The sequence below is a fragment of the Shewanella sp. 492 genome, from assembly GCF_059338445.1.
Genome location: NZ_CM181702.1, coordinates 291,227 through 315,764, shown reverse-complemented (window position 1 = coordinate 315,764; position 24,538 = coordinate 291,227). Strand labels below are relative to the sequence as shown.

8 protein-coding genes are annotated in these 24,538 nt (G+C 49.9%); all 8 read left to right on the top strand.

Annotated elements, in window-relative coordinates; all coding sequences use genetic code 11:
* Positions 1–24: 24 nt before the first annotated feature.
* The 8 genes from hemC (at position 25) to AC5YBX_RS01420 (ending at position 24,523) form a co-directional block, all read left to right on the top strand.
* Positions 25–954 carry a hydroxymethylbilane synthase gene (gene hemC / locus AC5YBX_RS01455; RefSeq protein WP_475515177.1) on the top strand — a complete coding sequence of 310 codons (930 nt, stop codon included), beginning with the start codon at positions 25–27 and terminating at the stop codon, positions 952–954.
* A 5-nt stretch (positions 955–959) separates the two neighbouring features.
* Positions 960–1,691: a uroporphyrinogen-III synthase gene (locus AC5YBX_RS01450; protein WP_475515178.1), complete on the top strand. Its 732-nt coding sequence runs from the start codon at positions 960–962 to the stop codon at positions 1,689–1,691.
* Positions 1,692–1,740: 49 nt separating this feature from the next.
* Positions 1,741–2,880, top strand: a complete 1,140-nt coding sequence (locus AC5YBX_RS01445) for a uroporphyrinogen-III C-methyltransferase (protein WP_494524248.1) — start codon at positions 1,741–1,743, stop codon at positions 2,878–2,880.
* Positions 2,877–4,046 carry a heme biosynthesis HemY N-terminal domain-containing protein gene (locus AC5YBX_RS01440; protein WP_494520278.1) on the top strand — a complete coding sequence of 390 codons (1,170 nt, stop codon included), beginning with the start codon at positions 2,877–2,879 and terminating at the stop codon, positions 4,044–4,046. The genes AC5YBX_RS01445 and AC5YBX_RS01440 overlap by 4 nt, the downstream gene beginning before the upstream one ends.
* A 290-nt stretch (positions 4,047–4,336) precedes the next feature.
* Positions 4,337–11,947, top strand: a complete 7,611-nt coding sequence (locus AC5YBX_RS01435; RefSeq protein ID WP_494524247.1) for a retention module-containing protein — start codon at positions 4,337–4,339, stop codon at positions 11,945–11,947.
* Between the two features lie 249 nt (positions 11,948–12,196).
* Positions 12,197–20,773, top strand: coding sequence for a cadherin-like domain-containing protein (locus AC5YBX_RS01430; RefSeq protein ID WP_494524246.1), 8,577 nt, complete (start codon positions 12,197–12,199; stop codon positions 20,771–20,773).
* Between the two features lie 194 nt (positions 20,774–20,967).
* Positions 20,968–23,148 carry a type I secretion system permease/ATPase gene (locus tag AC5YBX_RS01425; protein ID WP_494520281.1) on the top strand — a complete coding sequence of 727 codons (2,181 nt, stop codon included), beginning with the start codon at positions 20,968–20,970 and terminating at the stop codon, positions 23,146–23,148.
* Positions 23,141–24,523 (top strand): HlyD family type I secretion periplasmic adaptor subunit, encoded by a 1,383-nt coding sequence (locus AC5YBX_RS01420; protein WP_494520282.1) that lies wholly within the window; start codon positions 23,141–23,143, stop codon positions 24,521–24,523. The genes AC5YBX_RS01425 and AC5YBX_RS01420 overlap by 8 nt, the downstream gene beginning before the upstream one ends.
* Positions 24,524–24,538 lie beyond the last annotated feature (15 nt).

The following is a 24,538-nucleotide window of genomic DNA, read 5'->3' as shown; positions in this document are numbered from 1 at the left end:
ATGGCCTCTGATGGAATATCGAGCATGTCTGAAAACGTCATTCGTATCGCGACACGTAAAAGCCCACTTGCAATGTGGCAAGCTGAATTTGTAAAAGCCGAATTAGAAAAAGCGCATCCAGCGCTAGTTGTAGAACTGCTGCCAATGAGCACCAAGGGGGATGTCATGCTAGACACACCTTTAGCAAAAGTGGGCGGTAAAGGGCTATTTGTAAAAGAACTTGAAGTAGCCATGCTCGAAGGCTTAGCCGACATTGCCGTGCATTCAATGAAAGACGTTCCGGTTGATTTTCCTGAAGGATTAGGACTGGAAGTGATCTGTGAACGCGAAGATCCACGTGATGCTTTTGTGTCAAATACCTATAAAACCATTGATGAACTTCCACACGGCGCAGTGGTAGGTACCTCAAGCTTACGTCGTCAGTGCCAGATCCGTGCGGCTCGCCCAGATCTCGAAATTCGCGATCTGCGTGGTAACGTCGGTACTCGTCTTGCCAAGTTAGATGCCGGTACTTACGATGCCATTATCCTTGCCGCTGCCGGGCTCATTCGCCTCAAGCTAGAAGATCGCATTGCTAGCTTTATCTCGGCTGAAGATTCACTACCGGCCAATGGTCAAGGTGCCGTAGGCATCGAATGCCGTTCTAATGATGAGCGTGTTAAAGCCTTATTGGCGCCACTTGAGCACACAGAAACTCGCCATCGCGTAATAGCCGAACGTGCCATGAACACCCGTTTAGAAGGCGGTTGCCAGGTGCCGATTGGCGCTTTTGCCGAAATATCGGGCGATACCCTCACCCTTCGCGGTTTAGTCGGTAACCCTGATGGTAGCCAAATTATCGAAGGCACAACGGTCGGTTCAAGAAACGATGCTGAAGCCTTGGGTATTGCACTAGCCGAAGACCTACTTGCTAAAGGTGCTAAAACCATCTTAGATGCTGTTTACGCTAAGTAATCAACATGAAAGTACTGCTGACGCGCCCTGAAGGGCGCAATCAGTCAATGATAGAGGCACTGAGTCAACGACAGGTGCCTTTTGTCGTTACCCCCTTACTCGAAGTCATCGCGACCGATGATATCTACAATGAAGCAGATATTACCGCTTTTCATCGAGCCGATATCGTTATCTTCATCAGCACTAATGCAGTGGAATATGCCGCTCAGGCGCTCAACAATCACTTCCCTGATAACATCGACTATTATGCCGTTGGTAAAGCCACCTTCCTGGCACTGCAAGCCCTAGGGCTTAATGCTATTGAGGCGCCAGCCGATTGCCAACAGACAGAGGGCCTATTGACACTCTCCTCACTGCAAACCTTAGATGGCCAGAAGATCACCATAGTTCGTGGTGTCGGTGGTCGCGAAGCCTTGGCAGAGCAATTAGCCCAAAGAGGTGCTATTGTCAGTTATTGGCAGGTTTATCAACGGGAATGCCCACCGCTCAGTCACAGGATTGCTTACGATTGGCAACAGCAAAATATCGACACTATTGTTGTTACCAGTGGACAAATTCTCAGCCATCTAATGCAACTTGTACCCAAAGAACTGTTTGCTTGGTTACACGCATGTCATATTATAGTGCCGAGCTCGCGGGTTTATGACCAAGCCATAAATGCCGGGTTTACACACGTTACTAATGCTAAAGCAGCCAACAGCGATGCAGTCCTAACAGCTTTAGGTTTAACAGCTTAAACCTTTTAGCCGCCTGCAATACTGGCTTTCGTCTTCAAGGATCTGTTGAATGGACAATAAAACGCAACAAAGCAACACCGTCGCCACACCTGAGCCCGATGACAGCATAGAGGCGACATTTGCTGAGACTTCGCCAACGTCATCATCGACAGAACCCACGAGTGAACCTAAAGCATCGACTGGAGTATCTTGGGGATTTTTATTTAACCTGGTATTTATCTTATTGCTACTGTTCGCCACGATAGCGGGCGGCTTCTACCTATACCAAGAGTTAACCATTCAAAAGCAAAAGGCGCTCGATTTATCGGCCCAGCTTCAGCAACGCCTCGATGATCCTGTCGCTCGTCTCACTCATTTAGAGCAGCAGCAACGTATGATAGAGCGTGAGGTGACCAATAAGCTTAACCGCATCACTGACTCACAACAGCTACTGCAGGAGCAAGTGAATAAACTCGCTCAACAAAACCCCAATCATTGGATGGCTGAAGAAGCCAAGTATTTAGTTAGAATGGCAGGGAGTAAACTCTGGCTCGAAAAAGATCCTCAAACCGCATTGAGCCTACTCGAAGTCGCTGATGACCGCATTGAAACCATGAAAGATCCCTCGCTGACGCCGCTGCGTAAAGCATTAGCGCAAGATATGAGCAATGTGGCCGCCATTAAAACCACTGATATTGCAGGCACAGTGCTGACCTTAGACAGCATGATAGACAAGTTGCCAAAACTAAAATTAAATCGTACCCAATCAATATTAAGCAGCAAAGATGATTCATCGGCAATGACAGAGTCACTGGATGATTGGCAAGACAATTTAGCAAAATCATGGCAAGCGCTAATAGAGGAGTTTGTGGTGATACGTAAGCGCACCACAGATCAGGCCCCCTTATTAGCGCCCGATCAGCAGTGGTATTTAGTCGAAAATATTCGCAATAAATTACTGCAAGCCCAACTCGCGTTATTGCGCCAAGATCAGGTCAACTATCGTCAATCTATCCGCTTGGCAAGAAAGTGGATTTTTCAGTATTTTGATTTAGCCGATAGCAAAACCGAGCAAACCTTAGCCGCTTTAGATGCCTTGGTCACCTTGGAGGTTCAAGCGCCAACCATCAACCAGTTCGCATCAACCCCACTGCTACAACAACTTGTGACACGAGGGAGCTTGATAAGCGAGCAGGAGAATCCATTATGATTAAGGCGCTTGTCTACCTTGTTATCATCTTAATTGGCTTAGTCATCAGCCCTTATCTATCGGGTATTAATGGCTACCTTTATTTGGCCATTGGCGACTATGAGCTAGAAACCAGCCTGATGTTCGCCCTATTTGCAGCCATCTTATTTTATGCCGCCTTGGTGCTGATTGAATGGTTGGTGGTTTGGACCCTCAATTTAATATTAAGCAGTCGTTTTTTACCGGAAAAATGGCGTAGAAAAGCCGCTAGAAAACATACTCTTCAGGGCGCATTAGCCCTTGCAGAAGAGGATTGGAGCGCTGCAGAACAGGCCATGGCTAAAGGGGCTAACAAGGGTGAACTCCCGGCACTGAATCTATTAGCAGCAGCAAGAGCGGCGCATCATCAACACAATATTGAGGCTCGCGATCACTATTTACTCGAGGCCGAAAAAGATCTTCAGGCCAGTAAAGCCGTGCAAACGACCCGAGTACGCTACCTTATGCAACAAGGCGAACTCGAACAAGCCAGAACCGTTTTAGATAAGCTCAATCCGACCAGTAAAAGTAAAGCCCCGCTGCTCCGCTTGGCATTAGAGCTATATCAAGCTCAACAAGATTGGCCCGCACTCAAGTTACTGCTTCCTATCATTAGTAAACGCGGCTTGCTCAGTGCAGAAGAGTTTCAAGCACTCAACACCGAAACCAATAAGGCATTACTACAAAGTGCGGCAGAGCAAAATGAGCAAGAGCTTGAGAAAGCTTGGCACTGGTTGAGCCGCGCTGATCGTAAGCAACCTCTATTTATCGCCCAATATGCCATTGGATTGGCGAGCTATGAGCGAAAAGAGGAGGCTTTAAAGTTATTATTTAAGCAATTGAAGCATAGTGCTGATCAGGATATTTTTGCCGCGATGACAGCCATCGTCACTCCAGTCGATCTTGAGGCAAGAAAGCAGCTATTTGATCTGCAAAATAAATATGCTGAAAACCCAGATTATCAAGCCTGTATAGCCACCCTTTACGATCAAAGCAAAGAGTTTACTGAATCACTCAAGTGGTGGCGAAAAGTATGCTTTCAAGCTCCCACCAAAAATCGCTGGCTGGCTCTCGCGACGGCTCAAGAGCATATTGGCGAACTACACGCAGCATTACAAAGTTACCGCAACGCCTTTAGTGACTGCTGATTGTTTATATTATTTTTAACTAAAAAACCACCTTCATGGTGGTTTTTTGTTTAAAGAATGAACAACCTTATGGCAAGGTAAAAAGTAAACCCCGTTAAAACAGATGATTACTTATTTTTACTGCAAAAGCTTATTTTGGCACTCATTTCTCCCCCCCGCCGAACAGTTGACATCAATTCAAAGCTCACCACACTTAATGTAAGTAGAAGCAAGCCCCAAAAACACGCATAACTAGAGCAATACCGCTGTATTAGCTCAATGTTTTATGCCTAGTAAAGCGAGAAATTATTATGGGTGCATCAATTACGACACAAGACGCTGTAGTCACTAATCTTGTCGGTCAACTTACCGTTAAGGATGAGCAGGGAAATATCAGAGAAATTAATATTGGCGATACCATTAAAGCGGGTGAGCAGCTGATTTTTCCTGAAAACGCGACATTTAACTTAACCTATGAAGATGGTACTTCAGTAGATCAAACACAAATAGCCCTGCCCACAGTGGAGCAGCAAGCCAACAGCAATGAGGCGGTAGAGGTAGATAATACCAACCAAATTGCTGATACGCCGGTCGCCCTCGACCCTGAAATCGCAGCGCTTCAAGCACAAATACTGGCAGGTGAGGATCCTACTGAAGGATTACCAGAAACCGCAGCAGGTGCTGGTACACCGGGAAATGAGGGGGGGTCTGACTTTGTATCCCTCACACGTAATGGCGATGAAACGCTCGCCAATGCGGGTTGGGATACCGCTGGATTCACTCAAGCAACGGCGACTACAGCCGAAGCCTTAGCGATCCCAGATATCGTACTTGATACGCCCACGGTTTCTTCAGCAACTTTCTCCATTTTTGAAGCTAACATGCCAGAAGGGAGCGATCCGTCAGCGTTACTCAATAGACTGGCATCTAACATAAGAGCGAATGCTGAAGCAGGAATCGATATCCTTAAAATCAACGGCATTACTATTATTGATAATGGCCAATTTGTCGGTCCATTAGTCATTAATACCGCCAATGGTGTACTGACGATCACTAGCTTTAATGATGCAACTGGCCAATTTGACTATGACTACAACCTTGACTCCAGTGTCGATCATAATGTCAGTGATCAAGCCCAATTACTGTTTAATATTGAATTAATCGACGGGGCTGGCAACGTTGCCAACGGTATTATTACCATAAACATTATTGACGACCAGCCAACTAGTTCTGCCGACATCAATAGCGTCGCAGAAGATCAAGGGGGGCAAGTCCTAGGTAATCTACTTTCGAATGATACCTTGGGCGCCGACTCAGCCGAAGTCACCGCGGTCACCAACAGCCAAGGCGAGACGATAGCGATAGCTGGAGCAACGTCTATCCAAGGAACATTTGGTGTACTCATCGTATTTGCCGACGGTAGCTATACCTATCAATTAGATAATTCATTAGCGGCTATTCAGTCATTAGCAGAAGGTGAGCAACTCACCGATATCTTTACTTATCAACTGACCGATGGTGACGGTGATATCGTCAACTCACCACTGACTATCACGATTACAGGTACTAACGATGCCCCAGAAACCAATGCGTTACAAACCCTTGGCGATGAAGACACCTTAATTACGGTGCCGGCCTTAAGTGGTAGTGACCTTGATGGCCAGGTGGTGAGCTTTGTGATTGACAGTCTGCCTGCCAACGGCACCTTGATGCTCAACGGCGTGGCGGTCACCCTTGGTATGACCGTGCTCGTCGCCGATGCGGCCAACCTCACCTTTATGCCCGATGAGAACTGGAACGGTGAAACCACCTTTACCTATCACTCGGTCGATAATGATGATTTGGCCGATGCCACGCCTGCCACCGTCACTATCACCATTGATTCCGTCAACGATGCGCCTGAGACCGACGATTTAGCCACCACTGGCGATGAAGACACCTTGATTGCGGTGCCGGCCTTAAGTGGTAGTGACCTCGATGGTCAGGTGGTCAGCTTTGTGATTGACAGTCTGCCTGCCAACGGCACCTTGATGCTCAATGGCATGGCGGTGAGTATTGGCATGACGGTGCTCATTGCCGATGCGGCTAACCTCACCTTTATGCCCGATGAGAACTGGAACGGTGAAACCACCTTTACCTATCACTCAGTCGATAATGATGATTTGGCCGATGCCACGCCTGCCACCGTCACTATCACCATTGATTCCGTCAACGATGCGCCTGAGACCGACGATTTAGCCACCACTGGCGATGAAGACACCTTGATTGCGGTGCCGGCCTTAAGTGGTAGTGACCTCGATGGTCAGGTGGTGAGCTTTGTGATTGACAGCCTGCCTGCCAACGGCACCTTGATGCTCAACGGCGTGGCGGTCACCCTTGGTATGACCGTGCTCGTCGCCGATGCGGCTAACCTCACCTTTATGCCCGATGAGAACTGGAACGGTGAAACCACCTTTACCTATCACTCGGTCGATAATGATGATTTGGCCGATGCCACGCCTGCCACCGTCACTATCACCATTGATTCCGTCAACGATGCGCCTGAGACCGACGATTTAGCCACCACTGGCGATGAAGACACCTTGATTGCGGTGCCGGCCTTAAGTGGTAGTGACCTCGATGGTCAGGTGGTGAGCTTTGTGATTGACAGCCTGCCTGCCAACGGCACCTTGATGCTCAATGGCATGGCGGTGAGTATTGGCATGACGGTGCTCATTGCCGATGCGGCTAACCTCACCTTTATGCCCGATGAGAACTGGAACGGTGAAACCACCTTTACCTATCACTCGGTCGATAATGATGATTTGGCCGATGCCACGCCTGCCACCGTCACTATCACCATTGATTCCGTCAACGATGCGCCTGAGACCGACGATTTAGCCACCACTGGCGATGAAGACACCTTGATTGCGGTGCCGGCCTTAAGTGGTAGTGACCTCGATGGTCAGGTGGTGAGCTTTGTGATTGACAGCCTGCCTGCCAACGGCACCTTGATGCTCAACGGCGTGGCGGTCACCCTTGGTATGACCGTGCTCGTCGCCGATGCGGCCAACCTCACCTTTATGCCCGATGAGAACTGGAACGGTGAAACCACCTTTAACTATCACTCAGTCGATAATGATGATTTGGCCGATGCCACGCCTGCCACCGTCACTATCACCATTGATTCCGTCAACGATGCGCCTGAGACCGACGATTTAGCCACCACTGGCGATGAAGACACCTTGATTGCGGTGCCGGCCTTAAGTGGTAGTGACCTCGATGGTCAGGTGGTGAGCTTTGTGATTGACAGCCTGCCTGCCAACGGCACCTTGATGCTCAATGGCATGGCGGTGAGTATTGGCATGACGGTGCTCATTGCCGATGCGGCTAACCTCACCTTTATGCCCGATGAGAACTGGAACGGTGAAACCACCTTTACCTATCACTCAGTCGATAATGATGATTTGGCCGATGCCACGCCTGCCACCGTCACTATCACCATTGATTCCGTCAACGATGCGCCTGAGACCGACGATTTAGCCACCACTGGCGATGAAGACACCTTGATTGCGGTGCCGGCCTTAAGTGGTAGTGACCTCGATGGTCAGGTGGTGAGCTTTGTGATTGACAGCCTGCCTGCCAACGGCACCTTGATGCTCAATGGCGTGGCGGTCACCCTTGGTATGACCGTGCTCGTTGCCGATGCGGCTAACCTCACCTTTATGCCCGATGAGAACTGGAACGGTGAAACCACCTTTACCTATCACTCGGTCGATAATGATGATTTGGCCGATGCCACGCCTGCCACCGTCACTATCACCATTGATTCCGTCAACGATGCGCCTGAGACCGACAATTTAGCCACCACTGGCGATGAAGACACCTTAATTGCGGTGCCCGCCTTAAGCGGTAGTGACCTCGATGGTCAGGTGGTCAGCTTTGTGATTGACAGCCTGCCTGCCAACGGCACCTTGATGCTCAATGGCATGGCGGTCACCCTTGGTATGACCGTGCTCATTGCCGATGCGGCTAACCTCACCTTTATGCCCGATGAGAACTGGAACGGTGAAACCACCTTTACCTATCACTCGGTCGATAATGATGATTTGGCCGATGCCACGCCTGCCACCGTCACTATCACCATTGATTCCGTCAACGATGCGCCTGAGACCGACGATTTAGCCACCACTGGCGATGAAGACACCTTGATTGCGGTGCCGGCCTTAAGTGGTAGTGACCTCGATGGTCAGGTGGTGAGCTTTGTGATTGACAGCCTGCCTGCCAACGGCACCTTGATGCTCAATGGCGTGGCGGTCACCCTTGGTATGACCGTGCTCGTTGCCGATGCGGCTAACCTCACCTTTATGCCCGATGAGAACTGGAACGGTGAAACCACCTTTACCTATCACTCGGTCGATAATGATGATTTGGCCGATGCCACGCCTGCCACCGTCACTATCACCATTGATTCCGTCAACGATGCGCCTGAGACCGACAATTTAGCCACCACTGGCGATGAAGACACCTTAATTGCGGTGCCCGCCTTAAGCGGTAGTGACCTCGATGGTCAGGTGGTCAGCTTTGTGATTGACAGCCTGCCTGCCAACGGCACCTTGATGCTCAATGGCGTGGCGGTCACCCTTGGTATGACCGTGCTCGTTGCCGATGCGGCTAACCTCACCTTTATGCCCGATGAGAACTGGAACGGTGAAACCACCTTTACCTATCACTCGGTCGATAATGATGATTTGGCCGATGCCACGCCTGCCACCGTCACTATCACCATTGATTCCGTCAACGATGCGCCTGAGACCGACAATTTAGCCACCACTGGCGATGAAGACACCTTAATTGCGGTGCCCGCCTTAAGCGGTAGTGACCTCGATGGTCAGGTGGTCAGCTTTGTGATTGACAGCCTGCCTGCCAACGGCACCTTGATGCTCAATGGCATGGCGGTGAGTATTGGCATGACGGTGCTCATTGCCGATGCGGCTAACCTCACCTTTATGCCCGATGAGAACTGGAACGGTGAAACCACCTTTACCTATCACTCGGTCGATAATGATGATTTGGCCGATGCCACGCCTGCCACCGTCACTATCACCATTGATTCCGTCAACGATGCGCCTGAGACCGACGATTTAGCCACCACTGGCGATGAAGACACCTTGATTGCGGTGCCGGCCTTAAGTGGTAGTGACCTCGATGGTCAGGTGGTGAGCTTTGTGATTGACAGCCTGCCTGCCAACGGCACCTTGATGCTCAATGGCATGGCGGTGAGTATTGGCATGACGGTGCTCATTGCCGATGCGGCTAACCTCACCTTTATGCCCGATGAGAACTGGAACGGTGAAACCACCTTTACCTATCACTCAGTCGATAATGATGATTTGGCCGATGCCACGCCTGCCACCGTCACTATCACCATTGATTCCGTCAACGATGCGCCTGAGACCGACGATTTAGCCACCACTGGCGATGAAGACACCTTGATTGCGGTGCCGGCCTTAAGTGGTAGTGACCTCGATGGTCAGGTGGTGAGCTTTGTGATTGACAGCCTGCCTGCCAACGGCACCTTGATGCTCAACGGCGTGGCGGTCACCCTTGGTATGACCGTGCTCGTTGCCGATGCGGCTAACCTCACCTTTATGCCCGATGAGAACTGGAACGGTGAAACCACCTTTACCTATCACTCGGTCGATAATGATGATTTGGCCGATGCCACGCCTGCCACCGTCACTATCACCATTGATTCCGTCAACGATGCGCCTGAGACCGACAATTTAGCCACCTCAGGTAACGAGGACACCTTAATTACGGTGCCGGCCTTAAGTGGTAGTGACCTTGATGGCCAGGTGGTGAGCTTTGTGATTGACAGTCTGCCTGCCAACGGCACCTTGATGCTCAACGGCGTGGCGGTCACCCTTGGTATGACCGTGCTCGTCGCCGATGCGGCTAACCTCACCTTTATGCCCGATGCGAACTGGAACGGTGAAACCACCTTTACCTATCACTCAGTCGATAATGATGATTTGGCCGATGCTACACCGGCCACCGTCACCATTACCGTTGATCCCGTTAACGATGTTCCTGAGATCACAAATATTGATCCGGCAAGGGTTTCAGAAGAAGGACTACTCTATGGAATAGAGGATGATAATACTGGTGATGCTGATACCACCAATGAGGTCAGTACATCTGGCATTATTAGCTTTACCGATGTTGATAGCTCCTCCTTTGATGTATTGATTTCTGATCCCGTAGGATTGACCTCGGGTGGTGAGCCCGTAGATGTGTGGGAGCGAGATGGTAACACTTGGACAGGTAGCACACAAAATGGGCTTCTTGTAATGACCATTATAATCGGAGAGGTTGAAGGCACTTCTCCTGACTACACCGTCGGCTATCAAATCACTCTAAATGCAAACATTGATCACCCCTCAAACAACGATGAGGATATATTACAGTTCAATTTAGGGGTTACGATAAATGATATGCTGGGTAACAGTATTCCAAGCGAGCTGCTGGTAACTATTGAAGATGACTCTCCCATAGATGAAGTTGACGAGTCTGCCGAACTTTCAATACTCAACGCTATTGGTCAGTCTATATCAGGCGATCTCTTCGCTCCTGGTGCGGATGGAATTGGTGAAGTTGTTTTTACAGTGGAAACTGCTGGGCTTAAATACAATGGTGAATATTTAAGCTATAGCATGAGCGGTAATACATTAACCGCGACGGCCAAAATCGATGAACTCACAACTATAGATGTATTTACCCTTACAGCAGTTCAAGATCTTGATGGTCATTACGACTATCAGTTTAATCTGTTACAGGAAATTCAATTAGAATCGACAATCAGTTATGATGTCAGTGGCGCTCCTGCAAACAGCAAAGGCACCTACTTCGTTCATTCTGATGGCTCAATATCAGCTGGGGATCCAACACCGGGGCTTACTGTCATCGCAGAAATAACAGGCACAGGCAGTCAATCCAAGATCAACTCTAACAACGCTGGCATTGGCGTTGATGACAATGTTTCAATTGGCAATGGTGAGGCCGTTAGATTCGATTATGTAAATGGTGGTACTAGCTCAGCATTGATTAGTCTCGGAGTAGGTAATAATGATACTCGTGATGGAACAAGTTACTTTTATTATAAAGTGACTTATCAAAACGCTGGGGTCGTTGAATTTACAGATCAGTCTTTCGTTGGCACTCAAGATATAGAAATCATTGCTCCCATCGGAGACACAATATTAGCCATTGAAATTTTCTATGATAATACCCATGATGATGACCCTAATAACCCCGGAGAAGCTTTCCAAGTTTTTGCTGTCTCATCAAATACAATAGTTACAGAGTTGCCTATCGGAGTAGAATTCTCTTATACAGCAACAGATGGTGATAACGATAGCGTTATCTTTGCTGGTGATCCAGATGATGGGCATTTCACTATTGTAGTTGAGCCATCCGAAACTATGCAATTAGCAACAATGTCAGCAGATAATAGTAGCCTTAAAGGCTTAATCGTGAATGAATCTACTGACCCTAGTACAGGGGGAGAAATTCTAATCGGCACAAATGGGTCTGATACGATTGATTTAGGAGATGACACTGACGCTGATATTGCCATTTGGGAGGTAGGAGCAGCAGACGGAAGCATAGACACCATCATTAACTTCGACATAAACAATGACTTGCTTGATTTATCAGATATTTTAGTAGATGAGCAATTAGGTGATTTAAATGATTACCTCAATATCACATTTGATGCAGTAAATGGAGACACCATTATTACTGTCGATGCCAATGGAGATGGTAGTGGATTTAACGATCTGACCATTGTCCTTCAAGACACTAATGTTACCCTGGGTGATTTAACAGACATCAATAACTTACTTGGCTATAGCCCATTGGTAGTAGATACTATCCCTTAAGTCAAAATATTAACAGTATAATAAAGCCAAACACTCCATAAAAGTTGTTTGGCTTTTTGCGTTAATAAGCCTATTCCCTAGCCTACTCAGACTAAGATAACAATTAATAACGAACCTTAGCATGATTTAAGCGTCAAAAAATTGACCCGAAGACAGCAGCTTGCTAGCATCCTATCCTGGAAATAATTTTATAACAACTGCAATACATCGTGTATTAGTAAGTGTTAATTTAAGGTGTGGGAGCAGGTCATGCAATCAATCGTTACAACGGCAAATGGACAGGTCATAGATGCTCGCGGAGAGATCTCGATTGAAACCAGTAATGGTCAGAAACCTTTAACGATTGGCGAGCACATTCCCGTAGGTTCGACGCTGCTTATCCCCACCGAATCCAGTCTATTTATCGCATATGACGATGGCAGCATGTTTGACAGTAGCGCCTCCGCATCGAAACCATCTAATATGGCAGAAAATAGCGATACCACTAACGCCGAAAGTGTTGATGCACTGACTGAAATCGAGCAATTACAAGCACTGATTCAATCAGGAGAAGATCCAACAGCTAATTTACCAGAGACAGCTGCAGGTGGAACAACGAATAATGAAGGTGGATCTGATTTCATCTCCCTTGGCCGTGATGGCGCACAAACCATGGCAGCTGCAGGCTTTAACACCCAAGGTCTACCGCAGGATTTAGCTAATACAGCTGTAGAAACAACCATCATTACCGATGAAAGCCCAACGCTGACAACAAATGATACAGCCAGTATTGATGAAGATACTATCGCCACTGGCAACGTCTTAGATAACGATGCTGATATCGACAGCGACCTATCGGTGGTCAGCTTCACGGTTGATGGCCAAACCGTTACGGCGGGCACCACGGTAGAACTCGACGGCGGCACACTCGTCATCAATGCTGATGGCTCATACACCTTCACACCCAACGACAACTGGAACGGCAGCGTCCCGGTGATCACCTACACCACTAATACGGGCGCAGAAGCGACGTTAACTATTGAAGTCAGCCCGGTGGATGATGCCTCTGTGCTGGCCAACGACAGCAACACGATTGCAGAAGATACAGTCGCCACTGGCAACGTACTGGATAACGACAGTGACATCGACAGCGATCTGTCAGTGGTCAGCTTCACCGTTGACGGCGAAACCGTTGCAGCGGGCACCACAGTTGAACTCGACGGCGGTACAGTCGTCATCTACGCCGATGGCACATACACCTTTACGCCCAACGACAACTGGAACGGCAACGTCCCGGTGATCACTTACACCACTAATACCGGCGAAGAAGCGACGTTAACCATCGTCGTCACCCCGGTGGATGATGCCTCAGTGCTGACCAACGACAGCAACACGATTGCAGAAGATACAGTCGCCACCGGCAACGTACTGGATAACGACAGTGACATCGACAGCGATCTGTCAGTGGTCAGCTTCAGCGTCGACGGTCAGACCGTCACCGCCGGTACCACAGTTGAAGTAGAAGGCGGCAGCCTGGTGATCAACGCCGATGGCTCATACACCTTTACGCCCAACGATAACTGGAACGGCAACGTCCCGGTGATCACTTACACCACCAATACCGGCGAAGAAGCGACGTTAACCATCGTCGTCACTCCGGTGAATGACACCGCGCCGATTGGTGCAGATGATGCCGCTAACGTCGACGAAGGCGCGCAGGTGGTGATTAATGTCGCCAGCAATGACGCGGACAGCGAAAGTGAGCTGAACTTAGGCAGCATCGTGATTGTGGGCCAGCCTGCCAACGGCACGCTCACCGTCAATGCCGATGGCACCGTCACTTACCGCCATGATGGCAGTGACACCACGCAAGACACCTTTACCTACACCATTGAAGATGCGCAGGGCAACGTCTCTGAGCCGATCATCGTCAACGTTGATGTCAACGCCGTCGATGACACCGCGCCGATTGGTGCAGATGATGCCGCTAACGTCGACGAAGGCGCGCAAGTGGTGATTGATGTCGCCAGTAATGACGCGGACAGCGAAAGTGAGCTGAACTTAGGCAGCATCGTGATTGTCGGCCAGCCTGCCAACGGCACGCTCACCGTCAATGCCGATGGCACCGTCACTTACCGCCATGATGGCAGTGACACCACGCAAGACATCTTTACCTACACCATTGAAGATGCGCAGGGCAACGTCTCTGAGCCGATCACCGTCAACGTTGATGTCAACGCCGTCGATGACACCGCGCCGATTGGTGCAGATGATACCGCTAACGTCGACGAAGGCGCGCAGGTGGTGATTAATGTCGCCAGCAATGACGCGGACAGCGAAAGTGAGCTGAACTTAGGCAGCATCGTGATTGTGGGCCAGCCTGCCAACGGCACGCTCACCGTCAATGCCGATGGCACCGTCACTTACCGCCATGATGGCAGTGACACCACGCAAGACACCTTTACCTACACCATTGAAGATGCGCAGGGCAACGTCTCTGAGCCGATCATCGTCAACGTTGATGTCAACGCCGTCGATGACACCGCGCCGATTGGTGCAGATGATGCCGCTAACGTCGACGAAGGCGCGCAAGTGGTGATTGATGTCGCCAGTAATGACGCGGACAGCGAAAGTGAGCTGAACTTAGGCAGCATCGTGATTGTCGGCCAGCCTGCCAACGGCACGCTCACCGTCAATGCCGATGGCACCGTCACTTACCGCCATGATGGCAGTGACACCACGCAAGACATCTTTACCTACACCATTGAAGATGCGCAGGGCAACGTCTCTGAGCCGATCACCGTCAACGTTGATGTCAACGCCGTCGATGACACCGCGCCGATTGGTGCAGATGATGCCGCTAACGTCGACGAAGGCGCGCAGGTGGTGATTAATGTCGCCAGCAATGACGCGGACAGCGAAAGTGAGCTGAACTTAGGCAGCATCGTGATTGTGGGCCAGCCTGCCAACGGCACGCTCACCGTCAATGCCGATGGCACCGTCACTTACCGCCATGATGGCAGTGACACCACGCAAGACATCTTTACCTACACCATTGAAGATGCGCAGGGCAACGTCTCTGAGCCGATCACCGTCAACGTTGATGTCAACGCCGTCGATGACACCGCGCCGATTGGTGCAGATGATGCCGCTAACGTCGACGAAGGCGCGCAAGTGGTGATTGATGTCGCCAGCAATGACGCGGACAGCGAAAGTGAGCTGAACTTAGGCAGCATCGTGATTGTCGGCCAGCCTGCCAACGGCACGCTCACCGTCAATGCCGATGGCACCGTCACTTACCGCCATGATGGCAGTGACACCACGCAAGACGCCTTTACCTACACCATTGAAGATGCGCAGGGCAACGTCTCTGAGCCGATCACCGTCAACGTTGATGTCAACGCCGTCGATGACACCGCGCCGATTGGTGCAGATGATGCCGCTAACGTCGACGAAGGCGCGCAGGTGGTGATTGATGTCGCCAGTAATGACGCGGACAGCGAAAGTGAGCTGAACTTAGGCAGCATCGTGATTGACGGTGAGCCTGCCAACGGCACGCTCACCGTCAATGCCGATGGCACCGTCACTTACCGCCATGATGGCAGTGACACCACGCAAGACACCTTTACCTACACCATTGAAGATGCGCAGGGCAACGTCTCTGAGCCGATCACCGTCAACGTTGATGTCAACGCCGTCGATGACACCGCGCCGATTGGTGCAGATGATGCCGCTAACGTCGACGAAGGCGCGCAAGTGGTGATTGATGCCGCCAGTAATGACGCGGACAGCGAAAGTGAGCTGAACTTAGGCAGCATCGTGATTGTGGGCCAGCCTGCCAACGGCACGCTCACCGTCAATGCCGATGGCACCGTCACTTACCGCCATGATGGCAGTGACACCACGCAAGACATCTTTACCTACACCATTGAAGATGCGCAGGGCAACGTCTCTGAGCCGATCACCGTCAACGTTGATGTCAACGCCGTCGATGACACCGCGCCGATTGGTGCAGATGATGCCGCTAACGTCGACGAAGGCGCGCAAGTGGTGATTGATGTCGCCAGTAATGACGCGGACAGCGAAAGTGAGCTGAACTTAGGCAGCATCGTGATTGTGGGCCAGCCTGCCAACGGCACGCTCACCGTCAATGCCGATGGCACCGTCACTTACCGCCATGATGGCAGTGACACCACGCAAGACATCTTTACCTACACCATTGAAGATGCGCAGGGCAACGTCTCTGAGCCGATCACCGTCAACGTTGATGTCAACGCCGTCGATGACACCGCGCCGATTGGTGCAGATGATGCCGCTAACGTCGACGAAGGCGCGCAAGTGGTGATTGATGTCGCCAGCAATGACGCGGACAGCGAAAGTGAGCTGAACTTAGGCAGCATCGTGATTGTCGGCCAGCCTGCCAACGGCACGCTCACCGTCAATGCCGATGGCACCGTCACTTACCGCCATGATGGCAGTGACACCACGCAAGACACCTTTACCTACACCATTGAAGATGCGCAGGGCAACGTCTCTGAGCCGATCACCGTCAACGTTGATGTCAACGCCGTCGATGACACCGCGCCGATTGGTGCAGATGATGCCGCTAACGTCGACGAAGGCGCGCAGGTGGTGATTGATGTCGCCAGCAATGACGCGGACAGCGAAAGTGAGCTGAACTTAGGCAGCATCGTGATTGTCGGCCAGCCTGCCAACGGCACGCTCACCGTCAATGCCGATGGCACCGTCACTTACCGCCATGATGGCAGTGACACCACGCAAGACATCTTTACCTACACCATTGAAGATGCGCAGGGCAACGTCTCTGAGCCGATCACCGTCAACGTTGATGTCAACGCCGTCGATGACACCGCGCCGATTGGTGCAGATGATGCCGCTAACGTCGACGAAGGCGCGCAAGTGGTGATTGATGTCGCCAGTAATGACGCGGACAGCGAAAGTGAGCTGAACTTAGGCAGCATCGTGATTGTCGGCCAGCCTGCCAACGGCACGCTCACCGTCAATGCCGATGGCACCGTCACTTACCGCCATGATGGCAGTGACACCACGCAAGACGCCTTTACCTACACCATTGAAGATGCGCAGGGCAACGTCTCTGAGCCGATCACCGTCAACGTTGATGTCAACGCCGTCGATGACACCGCGCCGATTGGTGCAGATGATGCCGCTAACGTCGACGAAGGCGCGCAGGTGGTGATTGATGTCGCCAGCAATGACGCGGACAGCGAAAGTGAGCTGAACTTAGGCAGCATCGTGATTGTCGGCCAGCCTGCCAACGGCACGCTCACCGTCAATGCCGATGGCACCGTCACTTACCGCCATGATGGCAGTGACACCACGCAAGACATCTTTACCTACACCATTGAAGATGCGCAGGGCAACGTCTCTGAGCCGATCACCGTCAACGTTGATGTCAACGCCGTCGATGACACCGCGCCGATTGGTGCAGATGATGCCGCTAACGTCGACGAAGGCGCGCAAGTGGTGATTGATGTCGCCAGTAATGACGCGGACAGCGAAAGTGAGCTGAACTTAGGCAGCATCGTGATTGTCGGCCAGCCTGCCAACGGCACGCTCACCGTCAATGCCGATGGCACCGTCACTTACCGCCATGATGGCAGTGACACCACGCAAGACGCCTTTACCTACACCATTGAAGATGCGCAGGGCAACGTCTCTGAGCCGATCACCGTCAACGTTGATGTCAACGCCGTCGATGACACCGCGCCGATTGGTGCAGATGATGCCGCTAACGTCGACGAAGGCGCGCAGGTGGTGATTGATGTCGCCAGTAATGACGCGGACAGCGAAAGTGAGCTGAACTTAGGCAGCATCGTGATTGTGGGCCAGCCTGCCAACGGCACGCTCACCGTCAATGCCGATGGCACCGTCACTTACCGCCATGATGGCAGTGACACCACGCAAGACATCTTTACCTACACCATTGAAGATGCGCAGGGCAACGTCTCTGAGCCGATCACCGTCAACGTTGATGTCAACGCCGTCGATGACACCGCGCCGATTGGTGCAGATGATGCCGCTAACGTCGACGAAGGCGCGCAAGTGGTGATTGATGTCGCCAGTAATGACGCGGACAGCGAAAGTGAGCTGAACTTAGGCAGCATCGTGATTGTCGGCCAGCCTGCCAACGGCACGCTCACCGTCAATGCCGATGGCACCGTCACTTACCGCCATGATGGCAGTGACACCACGCAAGACGCCTTTACCTACACCATTGAAGATGCGCAGGGCAACGTCTCTGAGCCGATCACCGTCAACGTTGATGTCAACGCCGTCGATGACACCGCGCCGATTGGTGCAGATGATGCCGCTAACGTCGACGAAGGCGCGCAGGTGGTGATTGATGTCGCCAGCAATGACGCGGACAGCGAAAGTGAGCTGAACTTAGGCAGCATCGTGATTGTCGGCCAGCCTGCCAACGGCACGCTCACCGTCAATGCCGATGGCACCGTCACTTACCGCCATGATGGCAGTGACACCACGCAAGACATCTTTACCTACACCATTGAAGATGCGCAGGGCAACGTCTCTGAGCCGATCACCGTCAACGTTGATGTCAACGCCGTCGATGACACCGCGCCGATTGGTGCAGATGATGCCGCTAACGTCGACGAAGGCGCGCAAGTGGTGATTGATGTCGCCAGCAATGACGCGGACAGCGAAAGTGAGCTGAACTTAGGCAGCATCGTGATTGTCGGCCAGCCTGCCAACGGCACGCTCACCGTCAATGCCGATGGCACCGTCACTTACCGCCATGATGGCAGTGACACCACGCAAGACACCTTTACCTACACCATTGAAGATGCGCAGGGCAACGTCTCTGAGCCGATCACCGTCAACGTTGATGTCAACGCCGTCGATGACACCGCGCCGATTGGTGCAGATGATGCCGCTAACGTCGACGAAGGCGCGCAGGTGGTGATTGATGTCGCCAGTAATGACGCGGACAGCGAAAGTGAGCTGAACTTAGGCAGCATCGTGATTGTCGGCCAGCCTGCCAACGGCACGCTCACCGTCAATGCCGATGGCACCGTCACTTACCGCCATGATGGCAGTGACACCACGCAAGACATCTTTACCTACACCATTGAAGATGCGCAGGGCAACGTCTCTGAGCCGATCACCGTCAACGTTGATGTCAACGCCGTCGATGACACCGCTATTGCCAATGATGATACTTTTTCTGTACTTGAAGATCACACCTCTGACGCGTTAGATCTGTTAGGGAATGATATTGGCGAAGGTTTAACGATTAAGTCTATCAACGGCGTGCAGCTAACTGGTGGTGAACAATCCATTGAGATCGATAACGGCTCGATTTTCATCAATGCCGATGGAGAGATCACTTTTACCCCTAACGATAACTACAGTGGTACTGTGACCTTTGATTATGTTATCGAAGATGTCGACGGTGGTGAAGAAACTGCTACCGTTACGGGCACAGTGATTCCCGTAGCCGATACTGTAGGCGATGACCTCACCGTTGCTGTCGGTGAGGTATCTCTGGTCGACATTACATTTAATGAGGGTGAAACGACCTATGACGCAGAAGGTAACCCAAGTCAAAATAAAATAACAAAAATTGAATATGCAGACGGCACTACTGTCACCACTAGCGATGGCGAATATTTACAAGTTAGTAACGGCCAGGGTATAGGTGTCGGTGTCGGAGGTGATTTTAGGATTAATGACGATGACTATCTCAACATAGATATGCCAGGCTACGTAACTGATATTAAATTGTCTTTCAAAAATGCTTCGGGGCAAACCCTCACCTTTACCATGCAAAATATCGATGGTAGCACCACAGAACAGACATACACTTTCCCGGAGGATGCCAATAGCAGTACCAGCATGATACTGCACAGTGACATTGCCTTTAATTCGTTCAGCTTCGTCGTTTCGGGTACTTCTAACGGCGGAAACGGATCGACACTTGAAGGCATGACCACAATTGGCGTAACCCAAACAGCCTATGCCTATCCGCTGACAGCCTCCTATTCGTTCAGCGATCTAGATGGCAGCGAGAGTGTACAAAGCATCACCTTATCGGGTTTCCCCGACGACGCTAATGCGATTATTTATGATGGTGATGGCGATGGTGCTATAGAGATGACCTCGAATGGTGATGGTACCTGGAGCATAGATTCGAACGCGTTCACCCTCAATGGTGGCGTATTCAACCTTGAAGATTGGATAGTGCAAACCGAAGTACCATTACCGTCTGATTTCGAACCCCGTATAGAAATTGTCATTGTCGATGGTACAGATACCTCTATTTCTATTCGTGGAGGCTCAGAAAGCTCGGAACTTATCGGCGGAGACGGTAATGATCTGCTTGATGGTCAGTCTGGCGACGATTATCTCATAGGTGGCTTGGGCGACGACACTCTGATCGGCGGTCTAGGCAATGATACCTTCGTCTGGCAACAAGGCGATACAGGTACCGACCATATTACTGACTTTAACGTCACTCAAGATCGACTCGATCTAAGCGATCTGCTTCAAGGTGAAACTAAAGATAACTTAGAAAACTATCTACATTTTACGGTTGAAGATGGCAACACGACTATCGAAATTGATGCCAATGGTGATGATCATGTCGATCAGATGATTGTACTTGATGGGGTCGATTTATTTGCCGAACTTGGTGTTAACAGTGATGCCGAAGCGATCAACTCACTCCTAGGCACGAATGGGGATGGAGCGCTAATCATAGACGATGCAAGTTCTGCTTATTCTAGTAGCAGTACCGAACCATTAACTTTCTATACTCCACAAGAGCTTGATAGCAAAATTATGTAGTTAATGCATAAGATGATAGATGATAGATGATAGATGATAGATGATAGATGATAGATGATAGATGATAGATGATAGATGATAGCACTAGTTAGTCATACTAATTGGTGCTATCAATCCTTTTGTTATGTCCCGTTAATACTTCTATAATTAAAATCAAATAATGTTTAATAAAATCTTAAGGATATGTTTTTAAGGTGCAATCAACAGCGTCTGCAAAAACTGAGCAATGGAGCATTTCAGCCTCGCAACGAGTGACGGTTGACCCATTGTTAGACAGTTTAGTCCTATTAACCGAATTTTTCGGTAGCCCCTGCTCTAGCGAATCACTAGCCGCAGGTTTACCGCTGTCTGGCAGCATTTTAACCCCAGAACTAGTACCACAAGCTGCGGGCAGAGCTGGCCTTACCGCCAAATTAACCCGCAAAGGCTTAGATCAAATCTCGCCTATTTTTCTTCCCTGTATCTTGCTGCTTAAAGACCAAAAAGCCTGTTTACTTCGAGAAATAGATTTAGAAAACGATCGCGCTGTCATTCAATTGCCCGAAACCGGTGGTGAAGAGCAACTGACCATAGAGGCACTCGAAGCCCTGTATGTGGGTTATCTCTTTTTGGTTAAACAGCAATACCGTGGCGACATGGGCTTTGATCTGCGCCTGCACGATAATAAGACTCACTGGCTGTGGCAGACCCTAAAAGATTCGGCACCGATTTATCGTGATGCATTAATAGCTTCAGTGTTGGTGAACCTGTTTGCGCTGGTATCACCACTGTTCATTATGAACGTTTACGATAAAGTGGTACCCAATCTTGCATTTGAGTCGCTGTGGGTATTAGCGATTGGTGCCGGTATCGCCTATATCTTTGATTTGATTATGCGGCAACTGCGCGCCTACCTAATTGATGTCGCTGGCAAAAAAGTCGATATTATTGTGTCATCACAGCTCTTTGCCAAAGCCATTGGCATCCCATTAGAGAAACGCTCTCCTAGTGTCGGTGGAATGGCCAGACAATTAGGTGAATTTGACAGCATACGTGAAATCTTAACTTCGGCCACCATCACCACCTTAGTCGATCTTCCGTTTGCGATATTTTTTGTCATCATCATCTACATTGTGGCTGGCGACTTGGCTCTTATCCCCTTAATTGGCGGAGCTATCATCATCATTTACACCTTATTCATGCAGCCTCGGCTTAAGGTCGCTATCGAAGAAAGTAATAAATTTGCCAGCTTAAAGCATGGTCATCTTATTGAATCGCTTGCGTCTTTAGAGTCAATAAAGTCCAGTGGCGCTGAAGGGCTAGTACAAAAAAGCTGGCAACAGATGATAGGCCATACTGCTAATTGGCAATTAAAAGCCAAAAAAATATCCACATCAGTCACCAATATTGCCAATTTCACCGTACAACTCTCGGTGGTCTGTGTGGTGATTTTAGGGGTTTATCGAGTAGCCGATAACGCAATATCCATGGGTGGCATTATTGCCGCGGTGATTTTATCGAGCCGTGCCATCTCACCAATGGCGCAGCTAGCCGGCTTAATGACTCGGGGGAATCATACCGCCAGCGCTCTGCGTCAACTTGATCAGATAATGACGCAAGAAGATGAGTTTCAACACAAAGGGCACTTGGTCAGCAAGCAGCGCTTACAAGGGCAAATTAACGCCGACCATGTCAGCTTTAATTATCCGGGCTCTGAACGCCCAGTACTACACCCTATGTCCTTGTCTATCTCACCTGGTGAGCGCGTGGCAATTATCGGTCGCAATGGCTCGGGTAAAAGTACTTTGGCTAAACTGCTTGTGGGCTTATATCAACCCACTAAAGGCAGCCTGCGTTACGACGGTCTCGATGCCGCCCAGATACACCCTACCGATCTGCGACGTAACTTTGGTTATTTGCCACAAGACATTACCCTATTTCATGGCACCATTCGTGACAATATTCTCTTTGGTACTCGTCAAGTGACCGAACACCAATTGATTCGGGCAGTGCAACTCTCTGGCGTCAATCAATTTACTGATATTGAGACTGAAGGCTTAGATCAACAAGTGGGTGAAGGTGGTCAATCTTTGTCACGTGGTCAGCGCCAAACCATTGCACTTGCTAGAGCAACCCTTAACGATCCACCAGTCCTGCTAATGGATGAGCCTACGGCCAGCTTAGATGCGCGCGCCGAAAAGCAGTTTATTCGCGCCATGAAAAACGTCACCAAAGAGAGAACCTTGTTACTGATCACCCATAAAATGCATCTGCTTAACTTAGTCGATCGCATCATAGTGTTAGATCGCGGCCATATCGTGGCCGACGGCCCCAAAGAAGCTGTGCTGAATAAACTCGCCAAAGGGCTTTTATCTGGAGGTCCAAAGAGTGAGTAAACACTTAACGACCCATGATTTAGAGATGGTGGATGATGTTTATGGTGCCATGATGACCGACGCTCCGACTAGTCATAGGCTGATTATTTGGGCTTTATCGGCACTAGTTGTGTGCTTTTTATTGTGGGCCTATTTTGCCGAATTAGATCGCGTCACCACAGGCATGGGTAAAGTCATTCCCTCGTCGCAAATTCAAGTCATCCAGAGTTTAGATGGCGGCATTATGCAAGAGCTGTACGTTCAAGAAGGGATGATGGTCACTAAGGGGCAGCCGTTAGTGCGTATCGATGATACCCGCTTTAAATCTGACTTTGCCCAGCAAGAACAAGAGGTTTACAGCCTGCAAGCTAATGTGTTGCGCCTGCGCACCGAACTTAACAGCATTACCATTTCCGATGTCGCATCGGATTGGCGCGAGCAGGTCAAAATTGTTAAACAGCCACTACAATTTTCGCAAACACTCATAGATAACGAACCCGACTTAGTTCGCCGTCAACAAGAAGAGTATGAGGGGCGTCTCGATAACCTCAGTAATCAACTTGAAATTTTGGCGCGTCAGATCCAGCAAAAGCAACAAGAAACCCAAGAGCTGGCATCAAAAATATCGACGTTAACCACCAGTTTTCAGCTGGTCACACGAGAATTAGAGCTGACTCGTCCACTGGCTAAAAAAGGCATTGTGCCTGAAGTTGAGCTACTCAAACTCGAGCGTATCGTTAATGATATTCGCGGTGAGTTAGCGTCGGTTAGGTTATTGCGCCCCAAAGTGAAAGCATCACAAGACGAAGCCATTTTAAAGCGACGTGAAGCACTATTTGTGTTTGCCGCCGACACTCGGACTCAGCTTAATGAGATGCAAACTCGCTTGTCTCGCATTAACGAAGCGCAAGTGGGTGCGCAAGATAAGGTCAGTAAAGCCGAAATCGTCTCACCCGTAAACGGCACCATTAAAACAGTGCATATCAACACCTTAGGCGGTGTTGTTCAGCCTGGTATTGATATTATCGAAATTGTGCCGTCAGAAGACCAACTACTGATTGAAACCAAAATTCTGCCAAAAGATATCGCATTTTTACATCCTGGCTTACCCGCCGTAGTTAAAGTGACCGCTTATGACTTTACCCGTTATGGTGGTTTAAATGGCGTTGTGGAGCACATCAGTGCCGATACAACACAGGACGAAGAGGGAAACAGTTTCTATCTTGTAAGGGTTAGAACTGAACTATCAAGTTTGACGAAAGACGATGGAACCTTAATGCCGATTATTCCGGGGATGTTGACCTCGGTAGATGTAATAATTGGGCAAAGATCCGTGCTGGAGTACATACTTAATCCAATTTTAAGAGCAAGAGATACTGCTCTACGTGAACGTTAAGTTCACCGAAATTAA